Origin of the sequence: Campylobacter lari subsp. concheus (assembly GCF_008245025.1) — a bacterium.
GTDB lineage: Bacteria > Campylobacterota > Campylobacteria > Campylobacterales > Campylobacteraceae > Campylobacter_D > Campylobacter_D concheus.
Window position 1 is genome coordinate 1,051,082 of the sequence record NZ_CP043426.1, and the last position, 19,542, is coordinate 1,070,623.

At 30.4% G+C, this 19,542-nt stretch carries 21 protein-coding genes; 4 read left to right on the forward strand and 17 right to left on the reverse strand.

Features of this window, described 5'->3' with window-relative positions:
* Positions 1-46 precede the first annotated feature (46 nt).
* The 3 genes from CLCT_RS05480 to CLCT_RS05490 are packed head-to-tail and all read left to right on the forward strand — an operon-like array spanning position 47 to position 1,473.
* Positions 47-466, forward strand: coding sequence for a copper chaperone PCu(A)C (locus CLCT_RS05480; RefSeq protein ID WP_039668649.1), 420 nt, complete (start codon positions 47-49; stop codon positions 464-466).
* Positions 466-912 carry a hypothetical protein gene (locus CLCT_RS05485; protein WP_149062502.1) on the forward strand — a complete coding sequence of 149 codons (447 nt, stop codon included), beginning with the start codon at positions 466-468 and terminating at the stop codon, positions 910-912. The genes CLCT_RS05480 and CLCT_RS05485 overlap by 1 nt, the downstream gene beginning before the upstream one ends.
* A gap of 3 nt (positions 913-915) precedes the next feature.
* Positions 916-1,473, forward strand: a complete 558-nt coding sequence (locus CLCT_RS05490) for a cytochrome oxidase biogenesis protein, Sco1/SenC/PrrC family (RefSeq protein WP_039668651.1) — start codon at positions 916-918, stop codon at positions 1,471-1,473.
* An 11-nt stretch (positions 1,474-1,484) separates the two neighbouring features.
* Here the strand turns inward: CLCT_RS05490 and CLCT_RS05495 are convergent, their stop codons facing one another.
* From CLCT_RS05495 to mapA, 6 genes are all read right to left on the reverse strand, one after another.
* Complete coding sequence (locus CLCT_RS05495; protein WP_039668652.1) at positions 1,485-2,687, reverse strand: ABC transporter permease; 1,203 nt, start codon at positions 2,685-2,687, stop codon at positions 1,485-1,487.
* Between the two features lie 63 nt (positions 2,688-2,750).
* Entirely contained in the window at positions 2,751-3,197 is a 447-nt protein-coding gene (locus CLCT_RS05500; RefSeq protein ID WP_149062503.1) for a hypothetical protein, read from the reverse strand.
* Positions 3,173-3,691, reverse strand: a complete 519-nt coding sequence (locus CLCT_RS05505; protein WP_039668654.1) for an LPP20 family lipoprotein — start codon at positions 3,689-3,691, stop codon at positions 3,173-3,175. Before CLCT_RS05505 ends, CLCT_RS05500 begins: the two co-directional genes overlap by 25 nt.
* Positions 3,692-3,752: 61 nt before the next feature.
* Positions 3,753-6,338 carry a DNA gyrase subunit A gene (gene gyrA / locus CLCT_RS05510; RefSeq protein WP_149062504.1) on the reverse strand — a complete coding sequence of 862 codons (2,586 nt, stop codon included), beginning with the start codon at positions 6,336-6,338 and terminating at the stop codon, positions 3,753-3,755.
* 36 nt (positions 6,339-6,374) lie between these two features.
* Complete coding sequence (locus CLCT_RS05515) at positions 6,375-6,947, reverse strand: ComF family protein (protein WP_149062505.1); 573 nt, start codon at positions 6,945-6,947, stop codon at positions 6,375-6,377.
* Positions 6,944-7,591 (reverse strand): outer membrane lipoprotein MapA, encoded by a 648-nt coding sequence (mapA, locus tag CLCT_RS05520; RefSeq protein ID WP_149062506.1) that lies wholly within the window; start codon positions 7,589-7,591, stop codon positions 6,944-6,946. Before mapA ends, CLCT_RS05515 begins: the two co-directional genes overlap by 4 nt.
* Before the next feature lie 207 nt (positions 7,592-7,798).
* Between mapA and CLCT_RS05525 the strand changes: the two genes are divergently transcribed.
* The gene (locus CLCT_RS05525; protein ID WP_149062507.1) at positions 7,799-9,160 is read left to right on the forward strand and encodes a DASS family sodium-coupled anion symporter; all 1,362 of its coding nucleotides are present in this window, start codon (positions 7,799-7,801) and stop codon (positions 9,158-9,160) included.
* Positions 9,161-9,164: 4 nt separating this feature from the next.
* Here the strand turns inward: CLCT_RS05525 and CLCT_RS05530 are convergent, their stop codons facing one another.
* The 11 genes from CLCT_RS05530 to CLCT_RS05580 are packed head-to-tail and all read right to left on the reverse strand — an operon-like array spanning position 9,165 to position 19,530.
* The gene (locus CLCT_RS05530) at positions 9,165-9,779 is read right to left on the reverse strand and encodes a thiamine phosphate synthase (RefSeq protein WP_149062508.1); all 615 of its coding nucleotides are present in this window, start codon (positions 9,777-9,779) and stop codon (positions 9,165-9,167) included.
* Positions 9,769-10,902: a 2-iminoacetate synthase ThiH gene (gene thiH / locus CLCT_RS05535; protein WP_149062509.1), complete on the reverse strand. Its 1,134-nt coding sequence runs from the start codon at positions 10,900-10,902 to the stop codon at positions 9,769-9,771. The genes CLCT_RS05530 and thiH overlap by 11 nt, the downstream gene beginning before the upstream one ends.
* A gap of 1 nt (position 10,903) precedes the next feature.
* Positions 10,904-11,662, reverse strand: coding sequence for a thiazole synthase (locus CLCT_RS05540; RefSeq protein ID WP_149062510.1), 759 nt, complete (start codon positions 11,660-11,662; stop codon positions 10,904-10,906).
* Positions 11,662-12,462, reverse strand: coding sequence for a thiamine biosynthesis protein ThiF (thiF, locus tag CLCT_RS05545; protein ID WP_149062511.1), 801 nt, complete (start codon positions 12,460-12,462; stop codon positions 11,662-11,664). The genes CLCT_RS05540 and thiF overlap by 1 nt, the downstream gene beginning before the upstream one ends.
* Positions 12,459-12,650 (reverse strand): sulfur carrier protein ThiS, encoded by a 192-nt coding sequence (gene thiS, locus CLCT_RS05550; RefSeq protein WP_149062512.1) that lies wholly within the window; start codon positions 12,648-12,650, stop codon positions 12,459-12,461. The genes thiF and thiS overlap by 4 nt, the downstream gene beginning before the upstream one ends.
* Positions 12,647-14,086, reverse strand: a complete 1,440-nt coding sequence (locus CLCT_RS05555) for a restriction endonuclease subunit S (protein ID WP_149062513.1) — start codon at positions 14,084-14,086, stop codon at positions 12,647-12,649. Before CLCT_RS05555 ends, thiS begins: the two co-directional genes overlap by 4 nt.
* Positions 14,076-15,068, reverse strand: coding sequence for an ATP-binding protein (locus CLCT_RS05560; RefSeq protein ID WP_149062514.1), 993 nt, complete (start codon positions 15,066-15,068; stop codon positions 14,076-14,078). The genes CLCT_RS05555 and CLCT_RS05560 overlap by 11 nt, the downstream gene beginning before the upstream one ends.
* Positions 15,069-15,070: 2 nt before the next feature.
* Entirely contained in the window at positions 15,071-17,134 is a 2,064-nt protein-coding gene (locus CLCT_RS05565; protein ID WP_149062515.1) for a type I restriction-modification system subunit M, read from the reverse strand.
* A gap of 9 nt (positions 17,135-17,143) precedes the next feature.
* Positions 17,144-18,241 carry a succinyl-diaminopimelate desuccinylase gene (dapE, locus tag CLCT_RS05570; RefSeq protein WP_149062516.1) on the reverse strand — a complete coding sequence of 366 codons (1,098 nt, stop codon included), beginning with the start codon at positions 18,239-18,241 and terminating at the stop codon, positions 17,144-17,146.
* Between the two features lie 3 nt (positions 18,242-18,244).
* A complete protein-coding gene (locus CLCT_RS05575) occupies positions 18,245-18,838 on the reverse strand; it encodes a LysE family transporter (RefSeq protein WP_039668665.1) in 594 nt (197 codons plus the stop codon).
* Entirely contained in the window at positions 18,832-19,530 is a 699-nt protein-coding gene (locus CLCT_RS05580) for an SIR2 family NAD-dependent protein deacylase (protein ID WP_039668666.1), read from the reverse strand. The genes CLCT_RS05575 and CLCT_RS05580 overlap by 7 nt, the downstream gene beginning before the upstream one ends.
* Between the last annotated feature and the right edge of the window lie 12 nt (positions 19,531-19,542).

Here is a 19,542-nt window from a genome sequence, read left to right on the forward strand (position 1 = left end):
CCGTGTATAATGTTTATGATTGACTAAAAAATATAAAGGGATAATAATGAAAAAATTACTTAGTTTAGCTATATTAAGCACCTTTGCTATTGCAAATGAAATCACTATAAATGATCCTTATGTTAGACAAACTCCGCCAAATTCTAAAACAACAGCAATTTTTTTGGAACTTAAAAATAATTCTGATAAAGATATAAAACTAATAAAAGCTCAAAGCTCATTAAGCGATACAACTGAAATTCACGATCATATCATGGAAAATGGTAAAAAAATGATGGTGCAAATCCCTCAAATTACTATAAAAGCTAATTCAAGTGCTGAACTTAAACCAGGTGGCATGCATATTATGATACTAAATCTTAAAGAGAATATCACACCTCAAACCAAAGCTAATTTAACACTTTATTTTGATGATAATAGCACAATTGAACTAAAAGATATCAAGTCAAGAAGCATTAAAAAATAATGAAAAATCTACTTATTTTTGCCCTAGCTATAATCTTTGCTATATGCGGGGCTTATTTTTATACTAATTCAACAAATTCTGGAAAAAAAAGAGAGTTAATCACCACTCTAACGCCTTTAGCATGTGATCTAAACACCCAAGAGTGTGAGTATAATTTTAAAGATAAAAAAATCTTGATAAATTTAAATCCAAAGCCTATAGCTACACTAAATGAACTTGATTTAAATATCACTAATTTAGGTGAGTTTAAAAAACTAAACGCTAGAGTTTATGGACTTAATATGTATATGGGAGATATTGTTCCACAATTTAAAAAAATCAACAACACTTATCATGCTAAATTAGTTTTAAGCTCTTGTACACTAGATGTGATGCGTTTTAGAATAGAACTTTTTGATGATGAAACTCCGCTAAATTTTTATTTTGACTTTGATGTAAAAAGGTAAAGTATGAAAAAAATAAATATTTTTTTATTAATTGTGGTAATTTTTGGGGTGTTTTTTATATCAGTGCAATATTTTGAAAATAACAAATACAATTTTCACTTAAATTCTGAAAAAGGTATACTTAGTTTAAAAGATTTTATCGGTAAAAAATTAATTGTATATTTTGGATATACATATTGTCCTGATGTTTGCCCTAGTGAACTTGCCTTAATTGCTAATGTTTTAGAAAAAATGCCAAATAAAGAAAAAGCTCATGTGGTATTTATCTCACTAGATCCAGCAAGAGATAACAATCTAACTCAAACTAGTCAATGGGTAAAATATTTTTATCCAAATTCTACTGCTTTAGTTGCTAAAGATGAAAAAGAATTAGAAAAAGTTACTAAAAATTATGGTGTGGTATATGAAAAAATCAATCTTAAAGATTCTGCTATGGGATATTCTATAGCGCATAGTGGTGAATTTTATCTGATAGATGAAAATGGAAAATTTATTAAAACCATAAAAGATATTAGTTATGATAGCTTTTTTAACGAAATTCAAAAATTCTTAAACGAATAAATTGTAAAAATTTATTCGTTTCTTAAAGTATCTAAAATATCTACTTGAGTTGCTTTTTTGGCAGGATAATAAGAAGATAAACTTACAATCACAATAGCTCCAAAAAGCGTAACACAAAAATCAACTAAAGAAAGCTCTAAAGGCAATTTACTCATACCATAAACATCACTTGGTAAAGAAATAATATCAAAATTTCCAAGCACCCACAAAGCTATAGCTGCAAGAATCACACCTGCTACAATGCCACCTCCACCTATTAAAAACCCTAAAGAAAAAAAGGTTTTTTTAATCTCTAGCTTACTAGCACCTAAAGAAAGCAATAAAGCTATTTCACTGCGCCTATTCATCACTATCATCAGTAAAGAGCTTACTATGTTTAAACTTGCAACTAAAATAATTAACATTAATACTATAAACAAAGCTCTTTTTTCTAAAGCAAGAGCTGCAAAGAAATTCCCATTTTGTTCCCACCAACCTATACTAGCATATCTTGCACCCAAAAAAGCATCAATTTGTTTAATATTTTCAAAGGGTTTATTTGAATACACATGCACTCCATCATAATTTCCTTGAGGATATGATAAAATTTTAGCTAAGGCTTTAGCATCTGTATACATATAAGCTTTATCATAGGCTAATAACCCTGAAGAAAAATCAGCCTTAACATTAAATCTTTTAACCTGTGGGATAAGCGAAAGTCCACTAGCATTAAGATTAGAAAAAATTAGAGTTATTTTTTCATTATAATCTAGTCCAAATTCATCTTTTAAACTCTTGCCAATTAAAATATCAAAATTATCTAATTTTTTATTTTCTAAAGCTTGAGCTACTACCTCATTGATCTTTTTTTCATCTTCAAAATTAACCCCAAAAAGCATACCACCTTCTAATTTTAAATCATTTCTTGCTATAACTTGAGTAGCAATATAAGGACTAAATAATAAATTTGGAAATTTAACTCTTAATTCTTGTAATAATTTATCATCTACACTTGCTCCAAAACGTGGCAATATAGTGATAGGATAATTCATAGTAAAAAGCTTTCTTTCAAATTCCTTATCAAAACCATTCATAATAGCCATTGCAACTAAAAGCACGCAAAGCCCTATACTCACACCTAAAAAGGCTAAAATTTTTGAAAGCATGATAAAGGGCTGATCTTTGTCAAAACGCAAATATTTAAATAATAAATAACGAGGAATACTTTTTTGCATTTTATACTCTTAATATTTTTTTAAGTATTTTAACTTGATTTTTATAAAAGCTAGCTTTGTTTTTTATTTAAGATAATATACAAAGGCACTATTATCATGAAATTCAACTATAAATCTTAGTGGCAAAATTCTTACATAAGTTTCACTTTGCGCACTTGCTTGTTCACTTTTTACAAAATCTTTTACATCTATTTTTGAATTAAAAAAGCAATCAATTAAATCATTTTTGTGAGCATTTAAAAAATTAAATTTATCTAACTTTGTCATTTTCTCTTCATCTACCACACCAAAATCATTGCGTATTAAAGATTTCAAGTCACTTGGTGTATAAACTAACTCACAAGCATATTCTAAATTCTTTTTTTTGCTCTTGGTCATAGCCATAGAAATAGTTTCATTTTGATGAAAAAGGATTAAATTTTTATTAGAGAGTTCTGCCCAAAATATAAATTCATCTTGGGCAGCAGCATTAAAAATTATAAGGATTAATAAGCAAACAATTCTTTCCACTTGTCAGCATCGATTTTAAGTTCTACATTTACTCTATAAAGACCATCTTTAAAGTCTTGATCAACTACACTTGCATTTTTAATCAAACCATTTACTTGTGCTGTAATGGTTGAACTTTTAAGCATTGCATCTTTTACTGTATCTTTACCATTAACTCTTACACCATATAGCTTGCTAGCTAATTGTCTATAAGCATCAGTAATTGCTGCTCTTTTAGCTAAAGCCAAAGCTTGACCAACAGAAACTGTATTTAAAGGAGCGATACCCTCACCCACTGCTGTAAAAGTTAAATCGTTATCTGTGCTTGTATCATTTGCAAGCATTTTTTCTTCTCTAATGATATTACGCACATCATCTTTGTCTACTTTTTGAACTACAACATCAGAACTTGCAGCTTGAGTAGCTTGAGCTTGAGTAGGTTTCACACCTCTTTGATCTAGTGCACACGCACTAAAACCTAAAGCCAAACAAAACATAAAAATAACTTTTTTCATTTTTACACCTTCAATTTATTTGATATTATTTTAAGATAGCAAAAAGCATTCCAGAATTTTACTATTCTAAATTTAAATCCATATTAGTTTCAACATCTAATTCCTCATCTTCTTCTTTAGGACACTTAGCAATGCTTACCACTTCATCATTTTCCACATTAACAACAATTACACCACTTGTGTTTCTACCTGCTTTTCTAATACTTTGCATATCAACGCGTATCATCTTACCGCTGCTTGTTAATGCCATTAAATCCATGCTTTCATCGACTATGACTATTCCGATTAAATCTTTTGTTTTAGCAGTAAGTTTCATACATATTACACCCTTACCACCTCTACTTTGAAGTCTATATTCGCCTGCATCAGTACGCTTACCTATACCTTTTGCACTTACACTTAAAATTTCTTGAGCATCATTTTCTATAACAACAGCACCCACAACTTCATCATCTTTTTCTTTAAATTTAATCGCAGTCACCCCTCTACTTACACGGCCAATCTCTCTAACTTTAGCAAGCGGGAATTTAATACACATACCTTTTTTGGTAACTGCAAAAAGCATTTTACCACTAACAATTTCAAGCTCTTCGCTATTTTCATTTGTTTCAATGTCCAGATTATCTTCTGCTTCTAAGTTTTCGTCTGTATTTATATTTACAATTTCACTTTCATCTCTTGCTACGACAATTGCAGTAACAAGCTCATCATTTTCATCTAGATTAATCGCTTTTACACCCACGCTTCTAATATTTTGATATTCGCTTAAATTTGTGCGTTTTACGATACCATTTTTAGTAAAGAAACACAATGATTTACTCTCATCAAAATCAGTGGTTGGAATAATTGCCATGATTTTTTCATCTGCTTGTAGATTAATGAGATTAACCACAGCTTTACCTTTAGCAGTTCTACTTCCTTCAGGAATTTTATAAACCTTAAGCCAATAAAGCTGCCCACGATCAGTAACAAACATCAAAGTATCGTGTGTGTTTGCTGTAAAGAAGCTTTCTATAAAATCATCATCATAAGTTGTCACTGCAACCTTACCTTTACCACCACGTTTTTGTTTTTCATATTGCTTGCTTGGAACACGCTTAATATAGCCACGATGAGTAATAGTAACTACCATGTTTTCATTTGGTATCAAATCTTCTATATCAATATCATCATAATCATCTTCAATTTGAGTGATTCTTGGCACATCAAATTTTGTTCTGATTTCTTTCAGCTCATCTTTGATTAAATTTTCAAGCAAAGTTTCGCTTTTTAAAATTTGATCAAGTCTTTCAATTTCCGCTAATAATTCTCTTAATTCATTATCAATCTTTTCTCTCTCAAGTCCTGTTAAACGACCTAATTTCATATCTAAAATCGCATTAGATTGAAGCTCGCTTAAGCCAAATTTTTGCATTAATAAATTTTTAGCCGTTGGATTATCGGGAGAGTTTTTAATCAAAGCTATCACTTCATCAATATTATCTAGTGCAATTTTTAAACCCTCTAAAATATGCGCTCTAGCTCTGGCTTTTTGCAATTCATAAATCGTTCTTCTAATAATTACAGTTTTTCTATGATTTAAAAATAAATTTAAAAGCTCAATCAAAGAAAAAACTTTTGGCTCCTTGTTATGTATAGCAAGCATAATCACACCAAAAGTACTCTCCATAGTGGTAGATTTAAAAAGATTATTTAACACGATCTCACTCATAGCATCGCGTTTTAGCTCAATCACCACGCGAATTCCTTCTCTATCACTCTCATCTCTAACTTCAGCAATACCTTCGATTTGTTTTTCTTTGGCAAGTTCAGCAATTTGCTCTATCAATCTTGCTTTATTGGTTTGATAAGGAAGTTCATCTATGACGATAATATCTTTATTAGCTCTTTTTTCTATATGGGTTTTTGCTCTTACTTTTACCCTACCACGACCTGTGCGATAAGCCTCTATAATACCCTTTTTACCAAAGATAATACCACCAGTTGGAAAATCAGGGCCTTTGATAAATTGCATTATTTCTTCTAAGCTTGCATTTTTATTATCAATTAAATAAAGCAAACCATCAATAAGCTCATTTAAACTATGTGGAGGAATATTAGTAGCCATACCTACTGCAATACCACTTGAACCATTGAGTAATAAATTTGGCACCCTAGCAGGTAAAACATCAGGCTCACTCATAGAATCATCATAATTTGGTATAAAATCAACCGTATCTTTTTCTATATCACGCAAAAGTTCTTCAGCCAAAATCGTCATCCTAGCTTCAGTATAACGCATTGCAGCAGCGCCATCACCATCAATAGAACCAAAGTTTCCTTGCCCATCTACGCTTGGATAACGCATAGAAAAATCTTGCGCCATTCTTACTAAAGCATCATATACAGCTGTATCACCATGTGGATGGTATTTACCGATTACATCACCCACTATACGCGCTGACTTTTTGTATGCACTACGACTTCCAACACCTAAATCATTCATAGCATATAAAATTCTTCTATGAACAGGCTTAAGCCCATCTCTAGCATCAGGTAAAGCACGGCCTATAATAACACTCATAGAATAATCTAAATAACTACTCTTTATAGAACTTTCTATATCTATATTTTCAATATCTGAATCTTTAGTAAAAATATTTTCCATAAAAATCCTTAAAATTAATCTTTATATTTTAGCAAATTATTCTTTTGCATTAGCTAAAACTAAAGCAAAAAGTACTTCGATATTATTTTTTTCTAAAAGCTCTCTTGCTTCAAGCAAACTTAATCCCGTAGTTACAACATCATCTACTAAAATCACAGGATATTTTGGACGTTTTAAAAGTTTATAAGATCTTTTATTATCTTTGCGAAACTGCAAGCTTTTTCCACTATATTTAAATTCTGAATTAGCTTGCAAAGCATGATACATAGGTTTTATAAATTGAGTTTTTAAATGTTTGGTTAAAATAGCAGTATGAGAGTAGTTTTTATATGTTTTATCATCCAAGGCTATGGCATTAATTTCACAAGAGGGTTGAAAAAAATCTTTAAATTTAGCAAAACTTAATTTTGCAAGCGCATTTAAAACAAAATATCCTTGAAATTTGTGTTTAAAATAAATTAGATGTTTAATTTGTTCATATTGATAAAAATAATAAACCTTAAAACCTTTATCAAGCTCTCTTATGCCTAAAGAATATTCTAAAAGCTCTTCCTTGCAAGCTGAACAAAAGCTCGCAAAGGAAAATTCATGGCAGTTAAAACACCTCACAAAGAGCTGATAATATCTGCGGATTTATTAGCTACTTGCTTTATAAGAAGCTGAGTGAAAAAAGGTAGATCTTTAATATTATAAAAACCTTTAACTTCTTGTTTAGTTTTAATATTAATGGTTTTATTAGTGTTAATATCTTTTAATGTTAGTTGACTAGCAATAATTGAAAATAAAGAATTAGAATCGAATTTAGAATAAAAATCATTAAAACTCAAATCTACTCTTAAAATATAAGGAGAATCTTGTGTATTTTCAACCACAACTATACCTCTATTTTCTAATTCTTCTTTTAAAAACACATAAAAATAGTAGTTAAAATTTTCATTAATATAATAATTATTTCCATTAGAAGAAGAATATTTCAAATTTTCATTTAAATCATACACTCTATGAATATAAACTTTTTTCAAAGAAGCACTTTTATCAATTGTTCTTTTATTTGTACAATATTTAAGTCCTACATCACTAATATACACAAGACCTTTAATTTTTGCTTCATATGCTTTAGAATCAGAAGGATTATAACACTGTGCTTGAATTTTTATAATTTCATTAACCTTAGCTACACCTTGATTTTTAGGGTTTATAGCGCAAGCACCAAAAAACAAAGCTAAAATACATACGAATATTTTTTTAAACATTATCTTTCCTTAAAAGCAATCATCTTTTTGATTAAAGATGATTTTTAATCAGCAAAAATTATACCAAAAACAAATAAATTTTACTAAAAATTACTTTTTTTCACACAAAAATAATTTTGCAAAAAAAAATTATATAAAAATTAATATTTAAAAGAAAATTCATTTAGAATATGTTACAAAACTACAATATTTTAAAGGAGTTGTTAAATGAGTTCAAACACAAAAACACTTATAGTTATTGCTGATTTAGTGTTATTTATCGCTTTACTTTATTTCTCCCCTTTTGGCGAAACTAAGGTAAACCAAGGATTATCCCTGTTGATCTTTATCGCCATATTGTGGCTTAGCGAAGCTTTGCATGTTACTATTACAGCTATTTTAGTACCTGTTTTAGCAGCCATCTTAGGATTGCTACCTACTGCTAAGGCTTTAACAGGTTTTGCTGATTCTAACATCTTTTTGTTTTTTGGCGGTTTTGCTCTAGCAGCAGCCATGCATCATCAAAAACTAGATAAGCTAATTGCACATAAAATTTTAACCCTAGCAAAAGGACATTTGGGTTTATCAAGTTTATATATTTTTATTACTACTGCATTTTTATCCATGTGGATGAGTAATACTGCAACCGCAGCTATGATGCTTCCACTTGCTATAGGTATGTTAGCTTCACTTGATCCACAAAAAGATAGAAATACTTATGTTTTTATTCTTTTAGGTATAGCTTTTAGCGCAAGTATAGGTGGTATAGGTACTATAGTAGGAACTCCACCAAATGCTATTGTTGCTACTCAATTACACATTAGTTTTGCACAGTGGCTAAAATATGGTATTCCTATTGTTTTAATCTTTTTACCTGCAATGATTTTGATTTTGTATTTTATGTTTAAACCAAGATTTAATCTACAAGTTGATTTACACACTGAAAATATAGAACTTACAAGACCTAGAATCATCACTTTAATAATCTTTTTAGTAGTTGCACTATCTTGGATTTTTAGTGGTAATATAAGTCCTATCATTACAAGTATTTTTGGACATAAAATAGCAAATCTTGATGCGATTATTGCTTTATTGGCTGCTGTTTTAGTATGTGCTTTTAAAGTAATTGATTGGAAAAATGTACAAAAAAATACCGATTGGGGTGTGTTAATGCTCTTTGGTGGAGGTATCACTCTAAGTGTAGTGTTAAAAGATTCGGGTGCTAGCAAAGTTATGGCTGATACCATTATTTCATTTATAGAAAATGGACATTTATTTATTATAGGCTTAATCATAGCATTTTTTATAGTATTTTTAACAGAATTTACCTCAAATACTGCTTCAGCAGCCTTACTTGTACCTTTGTTTATCTCTATAGCAGATACTTTAGGTGTTCCTGCTTTAGGACTTGCTTTAATTATTGCTATTGGTGCTTCTTGTGCTTTTATGCTACCAGTTGCTACACCACCAAATGCTATAGTTTTTGGTACCGGCCATATAAAACAACAAGAAATGGTAAGAGTAGGAATTATACTAAATATATTCTGCTCAATTAGCCTTGCAATAATTGCATATTTCTTCTGGCTATAATCTTTTAGTCCTTTTGGACTAAAAGATCTTTACATCTTAAAATATATTTTTTTATATTTTCACTTTTATACAAAGCTTCTCTTATACACACACCTGCTAAATTTAAATCTTTTAAGTGGATTATAGTTTGAGTATTTATACCACCTATGGCATAAATGGGTATTTTTGAAACTTCTAACAAATCTTTTAAATTCTTAATACCTTTTGGAACTAAATCAGCCTTACAAGAACTTTCAAATACATGACCAAAAAAAGCATGATTTACTTTAAGCTTATAAGCTAAATCTAATTCTTCTTTGGAATGGATAGAAGTACCCAAAAGCTCAAATTTTGTATAGCTTTGTGGGTAATTTTGTAAAACAAACAAAGGAGCATGAAAAAATTGATGATTTAACTTTAAACAAACTTCATAATGATAATGCAAAAAGCAAATCTTTTGAGTTTTATTAAAAATTTTTAATACTTCTTTGGCTAATTTAGCGTATTCTAACTCATCTAAATGTTTTTCTCTAAGCACTAAAGCATCAATACTACTTTGGCTTAGTTTTTCAATAAAATTTAAAAAATCTCCTTGGGTATTTTGACTATCGCTAATAGCAATGATTTTTTTATCCCACATAAATACTATCGCTCATTATAGCTTGTAAATTTGCATTTTTTAGCATAGCTAAAACCTCATCAACACTACGCATATCACTAATTTGAAACTGATCATCACCTTTTTTATCACCTTGATGCTCACCCACACCCACACTCACTCCAGCGCTCATTTTAGTAGCTCCAAGTTTAATAACCCCATCTCTAAATCCTGCTCTTTCACGTGTAGAAATAGTAATACTTGCAAAAGGCAAAAACAATCTATAAGCACATAAAACTTGCAAAAGTCTTGTTTCGCTTACATCTTTTGGATGAATTTTTTTATTATTGATAATAGGTCTTAGTCTAGGGATAGACAAAGCTATTTCAGCATGAGGGTATTTTTGCTGTAAAAAATACGCATGTAAAGCCGTGGCAAAAGCATCTTTTCTAAAATCATCTATACCAAGTAAAGCTCCAAAAGCAACCCCTCTCATACGCGCTTTTAACGCTCGCTCTTGTGCATGAAAGCGGTACTCAAATACACTTTTTTCACCTTCAATATGAATTTTAGAATAAGTTTTTTGATTATAAGTTTCTTGATAAACACTCACATATTCACAACCCTTTTCATGAAGCAGTGCATACTCATCTACATTCATAGGATAAACTTCAATCCCAACGACTTTAAAATACTCTTTTGCTATCTTACAAGCTTTGGCAAGATATTCTACGCTAGCATACTCCCTGCCCTCACCTGTTAAGAGTAAAATTTCTTCTAAGCCACTTTTTTTAATCTCTTGCATTTCTTTGTGAATTTCAGTCTCATTTAGCTTAGCTCTTTTAATGTTGTTTCCTTTTTGAAATCCACAATAGGTACATTTGCTATTGCAAAAATTAGAAAGATATAAAGGTGTAAAAAGTGAAATGGAATTTCCAAAATATTTTTGAGTAATCTTGCTTGATTTTTGTGCCAAATCTTCTATAAAATCTTCTGCTGTGCTTGAAAGCAAAGCTTTTAAATCATCTATGTTAAGATAATCTTTAACTAAAGCTTGTTTTACATCAAAAGCGCTAAAATTATTTTCATCAAAATTTTCAACTTCTTTTAAAACCTTAGTTAAAATTTCACTTTCGATATTTTGCATATGAGGATATTTTTGCATTTTAATCTCTTAAAAAACCACTCAAAGGCGAGCTTGCACTTGGCACGCTTTCATTTGCTATGCCTGCTAAATACGCATTATGCCCTGCATCTATAGCCAAAGCAAAAGCCTTTGCCATTTTTGCTACATCTTTGGCTTGAGCTATGGCAGTATTTGCCATCACTGCACTTACTCCCATCTGCATGGCTTCGCAAGCTTGCGCGGAATTTCCTATGCCCGCATCCACTATAATAGGCAAGCTAATTTCATTAAGCAAAATTTGTATAAATTCTTTAGTTTTTAAGCCTTTATTGCTTCCTATAGGCGCCCCAAGAGGCATTATAGCAGCAGCTCCTACACTAGCCATAGCACGTGCTACATATAAATCAGGATACATATAAACCAAAGGCGTAAAACCCTCATTTGCTAAAAGCTCCACTGCTTTTATACTTTCATAATTATCCGGTAATAAATATTTACTATCGCTAATTACTTCAACCTTAATCATATCTCCACAACCAAGCTCTCTTGCAAGTCTTGCTATACGCAATGCCTCATTAGCATTTCTTGCACCTGAAGTATTTGGCAAAAGCTTAATATGTTTTGGAATAAAATCAAGTATATTTTCTATACCTTTATCATTCACCCTACGCAAAGCTAAGGTGATAATCTCAACTTTTGCTTCTTCAATGGCTGATTTTATAAGCTCAAAAGAAAATTTCCCAGAACCTAGAATAAACCTAGAATTAAACTCATATTTTCCTATTTTTAATTTTTCCATTACTCACTCACTAAAAGTTCTAAAACTAAATTTGCTTGATGTCCTGCACAAATATTTACACGCGGTGCCATAAGTCCATTGCCTACTTTTGCCTCGTTTTTTAAATCACCACAAACATAAAAGTTTTTTGCAATTTTTCTTGTTTGTATGCTATTACTATCGCCATATCCTGCTAAACCAGAAGCACAAATTAATATTTTTTGAGGATAGTGTTGGTGAAAATTTTGTGCTAAAAGAGCTTTATATTTTGCACTATCAAAGGCTTCACAAACTATATCATCATTTATAAAAAGCGCAGCTATATTTTCTTTTTCTATCTTTAAAACTTGTGCAAATACTTCTATAAAAGGATTGATTTTAGCGATTTGATCTTTTAAAGCTTCGGCCTTAAATTTACCTAAATCTTCTACCATATAAGCTTGGCGGTTAAGATTACTTGGTTCCACCACATCAAAATCAATCAAATGAAGCCTACCAACCCCACTTCTTGCTAAATTTATAGCTATATGCGAACCAAGCCCACCAAGCCCACACACTGCTACACTTGCCTTTTTAAGTTTATCATGAAGCTTTGGAGTGTGTCTTGCCCTCATCATCGCATCAAGAGCTTCATATGGTGGTAAAGTATTTTTTTCTATACAAAAAAGCTCATCATTTTCTTTTAGCTCCAAACTTTCTTTTGTCGCAAAACCATTGACTATCCATACATCATTTTCATTTTTACTCACATTTTGAAAAAAATCCAAAGTATTTTTAAAATGTGTGTCTATCATACTACCATTAAATTTAATTCTCATCAACCACCACCTACAAAAGTAACAATCTCTACTTTATCATTTTCTTTTAAAATCAAATTTTCAAATTTATCCCTTGGGATAATTTCTCCGTTTAATTCTAAAGCAATAAATTCTATTTTTAATTGCTTTTCTTTAACATAATCCATAAATTTAAGCTCTTTTAGCTCAAGCTTTTGCCCATTGATAATCATGTTTTTCCTTGTATTTGCTCTTCTACTTTAATTTTTGCATTATCTAATAATTGTTTAGATTTTTTCCTTAAATTAAAGCTTTCTTGTATATATTTTGCAATTTTTTCTTGAGTTGTAGGATCTATTTTAGGGATAAGGATTTTAGACAACTCTTCTTTATTTATTGCACAAAGTATTGTTCCACTTGGAAATTTCTTTAAATATTCTTGAAATATTTGACTTTTAAACATTACAAGCAAAGTTTCACCATTTAATAATTTTGATTTTAATACAAAGAATCCTGTTGAAACTAAATGCTTGTCAAATTCTTGGGTAATTAAAGCACAGCTTGACAGACTGCCTTCGATACTTGAAATAATTACATCTCCCTTGCTCACTATTCTTCTTGCTCTTGTAGGTAAATTTTTTCCCAAATCACTAATTGGTTCGTTAATATTGCCATTATTGCTTATATTTGCAAGCTCTATATAACTGTAATTTTCATTATTTTTAGGGGTAAAATTTGTGTCTTTGTTGTTTATAATGTTTAAAAAGCTATCATATCCATTTGGATAAGATTTTATAAATTTTTCTATGTCTTCAAATTTACTTTGATAATATTCAGAATCCAATCGTCCTGTTTTTAGAAAAGATTCTTTTAATGTGTGTATAGAGATATTTGGTGATTTTATAGGTTTATTTGTTTTAGAATCTAGCAAACTTTGTAATGGATTTTTCGGATCAAGCCCTAACTCAAGGCATAGAGTTTCCTCTGCTTTTTTATATAATTCCTTACTTTCTTCTAATGTTTTATGAGAATCTTTTACCATTTTTTCAATTTCTTGCTGAAATTCTATAGGGAGAATGGGGATTGGTAATTTCTCATAAAATGCCGTTGGTACTCTTTGTCTTCCGCTAGTACCTACCATATTATCAGCAGCCATCCTTCTTATAGAATCTCTATTTAAGTAACAAAATACAAATGTGGTCAGAAATCTAGAATCTCGAATTCTAAATACATTAAATTCTGTGCTACCAAAGCCAATCCCATTACCTAAGTCTGTAGCAATTGCACATTTTCCATGCTCCATGCAAGGTGTTATTTTAGCAATTAAGATATCATTTTCTGCAAAATAAGTATATCCATTTTCAAATTGTAAAATTTGCCCTTGTTCTCTATGATGTATAAAACCATTACCCAAATTCTGCATTGATAAAAAAGTAATAATCGCATCTTTTGAAAAATTATTTATTTCAGCTTTTGAAGGATTTATAACTGCAATATTTGATAATTTTTCATATAACAAATTAGTGTTTATATGTAAATTTGATTTTTTGAATGGTTCAGAATCGATTCTAAAACTCTCATTATCTTTTTGCACTTCACTAAGCTTTAATATACTTACTTCTAAATGCGGATATCTTTCCTGCAAAGTTTGACTAGGATTATTTTCCATTTTTTTTCCAAATATTGTGTTTTTTACAAAGTTCTTTTATATCATCATCTGATAATTTTTTTTGATTCAAGAAATCGAAACAAAATTTACTATAATATTTTTGATTTTTCTTTTGTTGAAAATATTTAGCATCTTGCTGTATGATAGGATATTCAGCTAGAATACCTCTAAAATAATGATGAGTTATGTTTAAACCTAATCTTTCTAGCAATTCTTTCGTAGTATAAAAATCTTTTTCAAGATTTAAATTTGGCGCCATAATTTCTCCATTCTCTATAGTTCCTATAAGTTTAAGCGCTGGAGCGCCTTCTTTTTCTACAAACTTGCCTTCAACAACTAAATTTAGATTCTCCAATAACTTTTTATCTATGACTATTTTTTTTCCATTGCCACTATCTATTTCTCCACGAAGCAAATCTAGCATTTTAACATTCTTTGGACCTATCTTGGCTATGTTCTCTATATGTTCCATCCACTTTTGGCGCTCTATTTCTAAATTTTTATCTAAAATATTTCTTAGTTCGGGATATTTAATTTTTTCGCTTCTTCCACTATATCTATAATATATTTCTCCTTCTAAAATTTCTTGTTTTTTTCCATTGTTTTTAATGCAAATAAATGGCTTGTTTAATCCTTCTTTAACCTCTATTATTCCAAAAGTTTTATTATCTGCATTAAAAGTTTGTATATTGAAAATAATTTCTGGTGCAAAACTTTCATTTAAAAAATTTGAGAAATCCTTGTTATCCAAATTTTCAAGATTATTATTTGTCATGCCTATTGCCTCCCTTGGTTTATCTTTAACGCCAAATACAATAATGCCACCTTGATTATTTGAAAAAGCTGCTAATGTTTTAGCATATAGTGCAAAATCTGCCTTATTAAAATTTGCCTTAAATTCAAGTTGTGAATTTTCTCTATGTTTAAGCCTCTTTGTACTTTCATCAGTTGCAATTAATTCTAAAAATTTTCGCTCTGTCATATTTATTCTTTCCAAAAACTCAAATTTTCACTCTTTGCAAATTCAATAAAAGCTTCCGCTATGCCATCTTTTTGCAAGTCTTTGTATTTTTCTAAATTTAACCTATATTCTTGCATTCTTTTATCAAAATCTTCTTGGCTTTCATCTTTTTGTTTTATAGGCTCATCTCCTTCTAAATGCGGATGAAATAAATCATGTTTTACTACTAAATGATCATGAGAATCTAAAAGTGGATAATAAATCTTTTCACCTGAATTATCTTTGCTAGGCTCACTCATAGTAGCAAAGAAGATATTATAGTCCTCGCACTTTGGACATAATTTATCATCCCATTTTTGTAAAAATAAAACACTTGTTTTTGTCCCTGTGTGTGGCTTAAAGACATTTCCATGAAGTCCTACAACTGCTAAGATTCTAGCTTTTTGTGCAATAAATTCTCTTATATATTTATCACTTGAATTATTAAAACGCCCTTGTGGTAATACAATAGCCATTCTGCCACCAGGCTTTAACATATCTAAATTTCGTTCAATAAATAAAATATCTCTTCCTACTTTACTTTGAGGTTTGCCATTTTCTTTTTTGCCTAACTCATATCTAGCTAAAATTCTACTTTCTTTTATATCTCCGGCAAAAGGTGGATTTGCCATTAAAATATCAAAATTAAAATCCCTATTTTGGTTTTTAGTAGCTCTTAATTTTTTTAAGCGTTTAAATCCCTCAAAATACACATCTTGCCAATCTTCATCATCTCTTACCCATTCATCCCATCTATCAAAGTCAATGGAATTTAAATACAAGACATTCGTATGCCCATCGCCTGCGATTAGATTAAGCATTTTTGATACGCGCACGCTTTTTTCATCAAAATCTATACCAAACACTTTTTCTTTTACATAGTCTTGACACTCAGAAATCTTTTCTTCAGCTGTAAAGAGATGACTTGCTTCTATACCTCTTTCTTTATAAATTGAACGCCACACATAAAAACAAGTATGTATCGGAAATCCACAACTTCCACTTGCAGTATCTATCATACTTTCATCTTTTTTAGGGTTTAGCATTTTTACGCACATATCTATTACATAACGCGGAGTAAAATATTGCCCTTTTTCACCTTTTGAGGATTTATTCACTAGATATTCAAAAGCATCATCAATTACTTCTAAATTTGAGTTAAATAACTTTACATTTTGCAATGATGATACACATACGCTTAGGTGCGAAGGAGAAAGTTTAATTTTCTCATCATTATTAAATACACCTTCCCATTTTTTCTTTGCTTTATCAAAGAGTTTTTCTATTTTTTGCTTAAGTTCAGAATCAGATTCTCCATAATTTCTAAACTCTAAACTCTTTGTTCTATCTCTTGCGCCATCTAATTCATCAAAAAGTTTTATAAATATAAGTTTAAAACATTCTTCAAATACATCAACTCCGGCATTTGCCAACACCTCATCTTCCATTTCTGTGACTAAATTCTTTAAACTTCGCTTTTGACTTTTTAAAATATCTTCTTTGATCAAATCATCAAAGGTAAATTTTACTTTCAACAGATCTGGTAATGTCTGGTTTGATGCAGGAATATTTGGAATAGATTCAAAATAATTTGGATCTTTTCTATGATAATAACTAATTTCTTTACCATTACACCACACAGCCATAGTTGCACCTGTAGCATTACAATAACTTTTTAACTGCTCTTTGCCATCTTTCAACTTTGGCTTTTTTACTTCTATAATGATGTATGGGGTTGTAATTTGGATTTTATCCATTATCACAATATCAGCTCTTTTTACTTCGCGTCCAAAATGCACACCAAATTCAATTTTTATCATATCCTTAGGATAGTTATATTCACTTAAAAGCTTATCGATATAAAGTTGACGCACAATTTCTTCTGGCGTGAGTTTAATTTCTTTATCGCGGACAAGGCAATTAGTATAGTATATAATTTGATTATTTTTGTTTGTTTTAACTATAATTTTAGTTTCCAATTCAGCAATAGCTTTTTTACTAAATAGATCTAGTTTGTAATCACTATCTTTTAAAATTTCCTCAATCATTCTAAACCTTTAAAAATTTTCTATCAAGTCTTTAAAAATCAAATACAATTTTTCAAGCTCTTCTACACTCACTCTCTCATCAATAGCATGAATTCTATCATTACACACGCCAAATTCTACTACCTTTACGCCAAACTCAGCAAAATACCTTGCATCACTTGTACCGCCTTTGGTGTTAAGTTCTGGCACTATTTGGGTGATTTTTTGCACGCTCTCGTTTAGCCTTTGTACGATTTTAGAATCACTTTGTGTTAAAAAAGGTTTTGAGCTTTGATTTATACTTAATTCATAATCAAGTCCTTCACAAGTTTTTTCCACATAAGCTTTTACATCTTCTAAGCTAGTTTGCGGAGAATTTCTTACATTAAACATCAATTTTAAATCATTTGGAGTTACATTACACACTTCCATACCACCACGTATATCAGTAATGACAATTTTAGATGGAGCAAAAACCTCATCACCTGGATCAAGATCAAATCCTGCTAAAAATTTCAAAGCCGAAGCAAAATTATGCACAGGATTAATGCATTTTTGCGGGTATGCCACATGACCTTGCTTGCCTTTAATGAGTAATTTTGCATTGATAGAACCACGACGCCCTATTTTAATACTATCTCCAAATTTTTTATCACAAGTTGGCTCAGCAACTACAGCAAAATCAGGTAACATATCTTTTTCTTGCATAAATTTAAGCACTTCAAGCGTGCCAAATTTAGCCTCACCTTCTTCATCGCTTGTTAAAATCAACGAAATTCTTCCTTTGAAATTTTCTACTTCCTTGACCGCACATATAAAAGCAGCCACGCCACTTTTCATATCTTGCGCACCTCTTGCATAAATAAACCCATCTTTTTCTAAAGGCTCAAAAGGATCGCTGCTCCAACCCTCTCCCGCAGGCACTACATCTACATGCCCACCAAAAGCTAAATGCTCCCCATCATCACTAAATTTTTTAGTCAGTAAAAGATTTTTCACACCTTCTTTTTCTATAAAAAAAGCTTCAAAATCACTTAACTCCACTGCAATATAATTTAACGCCCCATCATCATCTGGAGTGATAGATTTAAATTTGCTTAATTCCTTAAAAATTTCAACTACTTGCATGTTTTATCCTATAAAAGCTTTATACAGCATAGAAAGAGCAAAATACTCTAAAATAAACGCTGAAAAAAGATTAATGTAAAATATATGTTTGTTTTTTACAAGGGCTTTAAATTTAGACACAAAAAACGATAAAGTAAAAATCCAAAACACAATAAAACCCACCAAACCAAAAAGCAAAGCAAAAGAGTTTTTACTCTGCATACTAAGTCCTGCCACACTCACCCAAAAGCCTATCACATAAGGATTTGTAACATTTAAGAAAAATCCTTTACTAAAACCCTTGAAAGGATGAGTTTTATTTACCTTGTTAAGATCGACTTTTCTTGTTTTTCTTAGCATTAAAAACACCATAAAACTCAAAAAGAAAAAGCCAAAAACTGCTAATATTTTATAAAAAAAATCATTATTTGCAAAGCTTAAAAGCCCAAGATTAATCAAAATCAAAAAAAGTATATCAGCACTTAAAGCACCAAGCCCAATGCAAAAAGCATTTTTAAAAGAAGACAAAGCAGTATTTAAGATTAAAATATTTACGGGTCCAAAAGGCACAGACACACCCATACCTAAAACTATACCTTGTAAGATTACTTCTAGCATTTTGCTTCCAAAAAATTTTCTATATCGATTTTGATTTTATCAATAGCTGTGCAAACATCTTCTATATAAACTTTAGTAAAATTGCTTTCTAAATATCTATCTTTATCAAGATTGTTTAATATACTTTGCTTGCACACTCTTGCATATTCTCCCACAGGCAAAACCTGCCCACTTGTGCCTATACATACAAATAAATCACAATTTTGTAATTTTTCATATAAAATTTTATAATTTGGCGCCATTTCTTCAAACATTACGATATTATGTCTTACATTTTTACTTTGACAACTTGGACAAATTTTATCATCACTACTTTCATAACCTATGTTAAAAATACTTTCACATTCTAAGCACCTAAGCTCAGGTAAAAAGCCATGCAAATGCACCACTTCTTCACACCCTGCTCGCTCTAATAAATCATCTACATTTTGTGTTAAAATGCTAATTTGTTTTGGAAATTTTTGTTTTAATAAAGCGATGATTTTATGTGCATGATTTGGCTTAACACTAGCTAGTTCTTTTCTTCTTTTATTATAAAATTCCAAAACTTTTTTAGGATTTTTTCTAAAGCCAGTTGCAGAGCAAACTTCCATCACATCATGCTCTTCCCAAAGCCCACCACCAACTCTAAAAGTCTTTATACCACTTGGAGCAGACAAACCTGCTCCACTTAAAATCATCACTTGTTTCATTTGATAAACCTC

What these genes read in the sequence shown, in the direction of transcription:
- CLCT_RS05580 (WP_039668666.1), bottom strand. Translation starts at nt 19,530, where the DNA reads ATGAAACAAGTGATGATTTTAAGTGGAGCAGGTTTGTCTGCTCCAAGT.
- CLCT_RS05555 (WP_149062513.1), bottom strand. Translation starts at nt 14,086, where the DNA reads ATGGAAAATAATCCTAGTCAAACTTTGCAGGAAAGATATCCGCATTTA.
- CLCT_RS05560 (WP_149062514.1), bottom strand. Translation starts at nt 15,068, where the DNA reads ATGACAGAGCGAAAATTTTTAGAATTAATTGCAACTGATGAAAGTACA.
- CLCT_RS05530 (WP_149062508.1), bottom strand. Translation starts at nt 9,779, where the DNA reads ATGTGGGATAAAAAAATCATTGCTATTAGCGATAGTCAAAATACCCAA.
- CLCT_RS05490 (WP_039668651.1), top strand. Translation starts at nt 916, where the DNA reads ATGAAAAAAATAAATATTTTTTTATTAATTGTGGTAATTTTTGGGGTG.
- CLCT_RS05505 (WP_039668654.1), bottom strand. Translation starts at nt 3,691, where the DNA reads ATGAAAAAAGTTATTTTTATGTTTTGTTTGGCTTTAGGTTTTAGTGCG.
- CLCT_RS05575 (WP_039668665.1), bottom strand. Translation starts at nt 18,838, where the DNA reads ATGCTAGAAGTAATCTTACAAGGTATAGTTTTAGGTATGGGTGTGTCT.
- CLCT_RS05485 (WP_149062502.1), top strand. Translation starts at nt 466, where the DNA reads ATGAAAAATCTACTTATTTTTGCCCTAGCTATAATCTTTGCTATATGC.
- CLCT_RS05540 (WP_149062510.1), bottom strand. Translation starts at nt 11,662, where the DNA reads ATGGAAAAATTAAAAATAGGAAAATATGAGTTTAATTCTAGGTTTATT.
- thiS (WP_149062512.1), bottom strand. Translation starts at nt 12,650, where the DNA reads ATGATTATCAATGGGCAAAAGCTTGAGCTAAAAGAGCTTAAATTTATG.
- CLCT_RS05565 (WP_149062515.1), bottom strand. Translation starts at nt 17,134, where the DNA reads ATGATTGAGGAAATTTTAAAAGATAGTGATTACAAACTAGATCTATTT.
- thiH (WP_149062509.1), bottom strand. Translation starts at nt 10,902, where the DNA reads ATGCAAAAATATCCTCATATGCAAAATATCGAAAGTGAAATTTTAACT.
- CLCT_RS05525 (WP_149062507.1), top strand. Translation starts at nt 7,799, where the DNA reads ATGAGTTCAAACACAAAAACACTTATAGTTATTGCTGATTTAGTGTTA.
- mapA (WP_149062506.1), bottom strand. Translation starts at nt 7,591, where the DNA reads ATGTTTAAAAAAATATTCGTATGTATTTTAGCTTTGTTTTTTGGTGCT.
- gyrA (WP_149062504.1), bottom strand. Translation starts at nt 6,338, where the DNA reads ATGGAAAATATTTTTACTAAAGATTCAGATATTGAAAATATAGATATA.
- CLCT_RS05480 (WP_039668649.1), top strand. Translation starts at nt 47, where the DNA reads ATGAAAAAATTACTTAGTTTAGCTATATTAAGCACCTTTGCTATTGCA.
- CLCT_RS05495 (WP_039668652.1), bottom strand. Translation starts at nt 2,687, where the DNA reads ATGCAAAAAAGTATTCCTCGTTATTTATTATTTAAATATTTGCGTTTT.
- dapE (WP_149062516.1), bottom strand. Translation starts at nt 18,241, where the DNA reads ATGCAAGTAGTTGAAATTTTTAAGGAATTAAGCAAATTTAAATCTATC.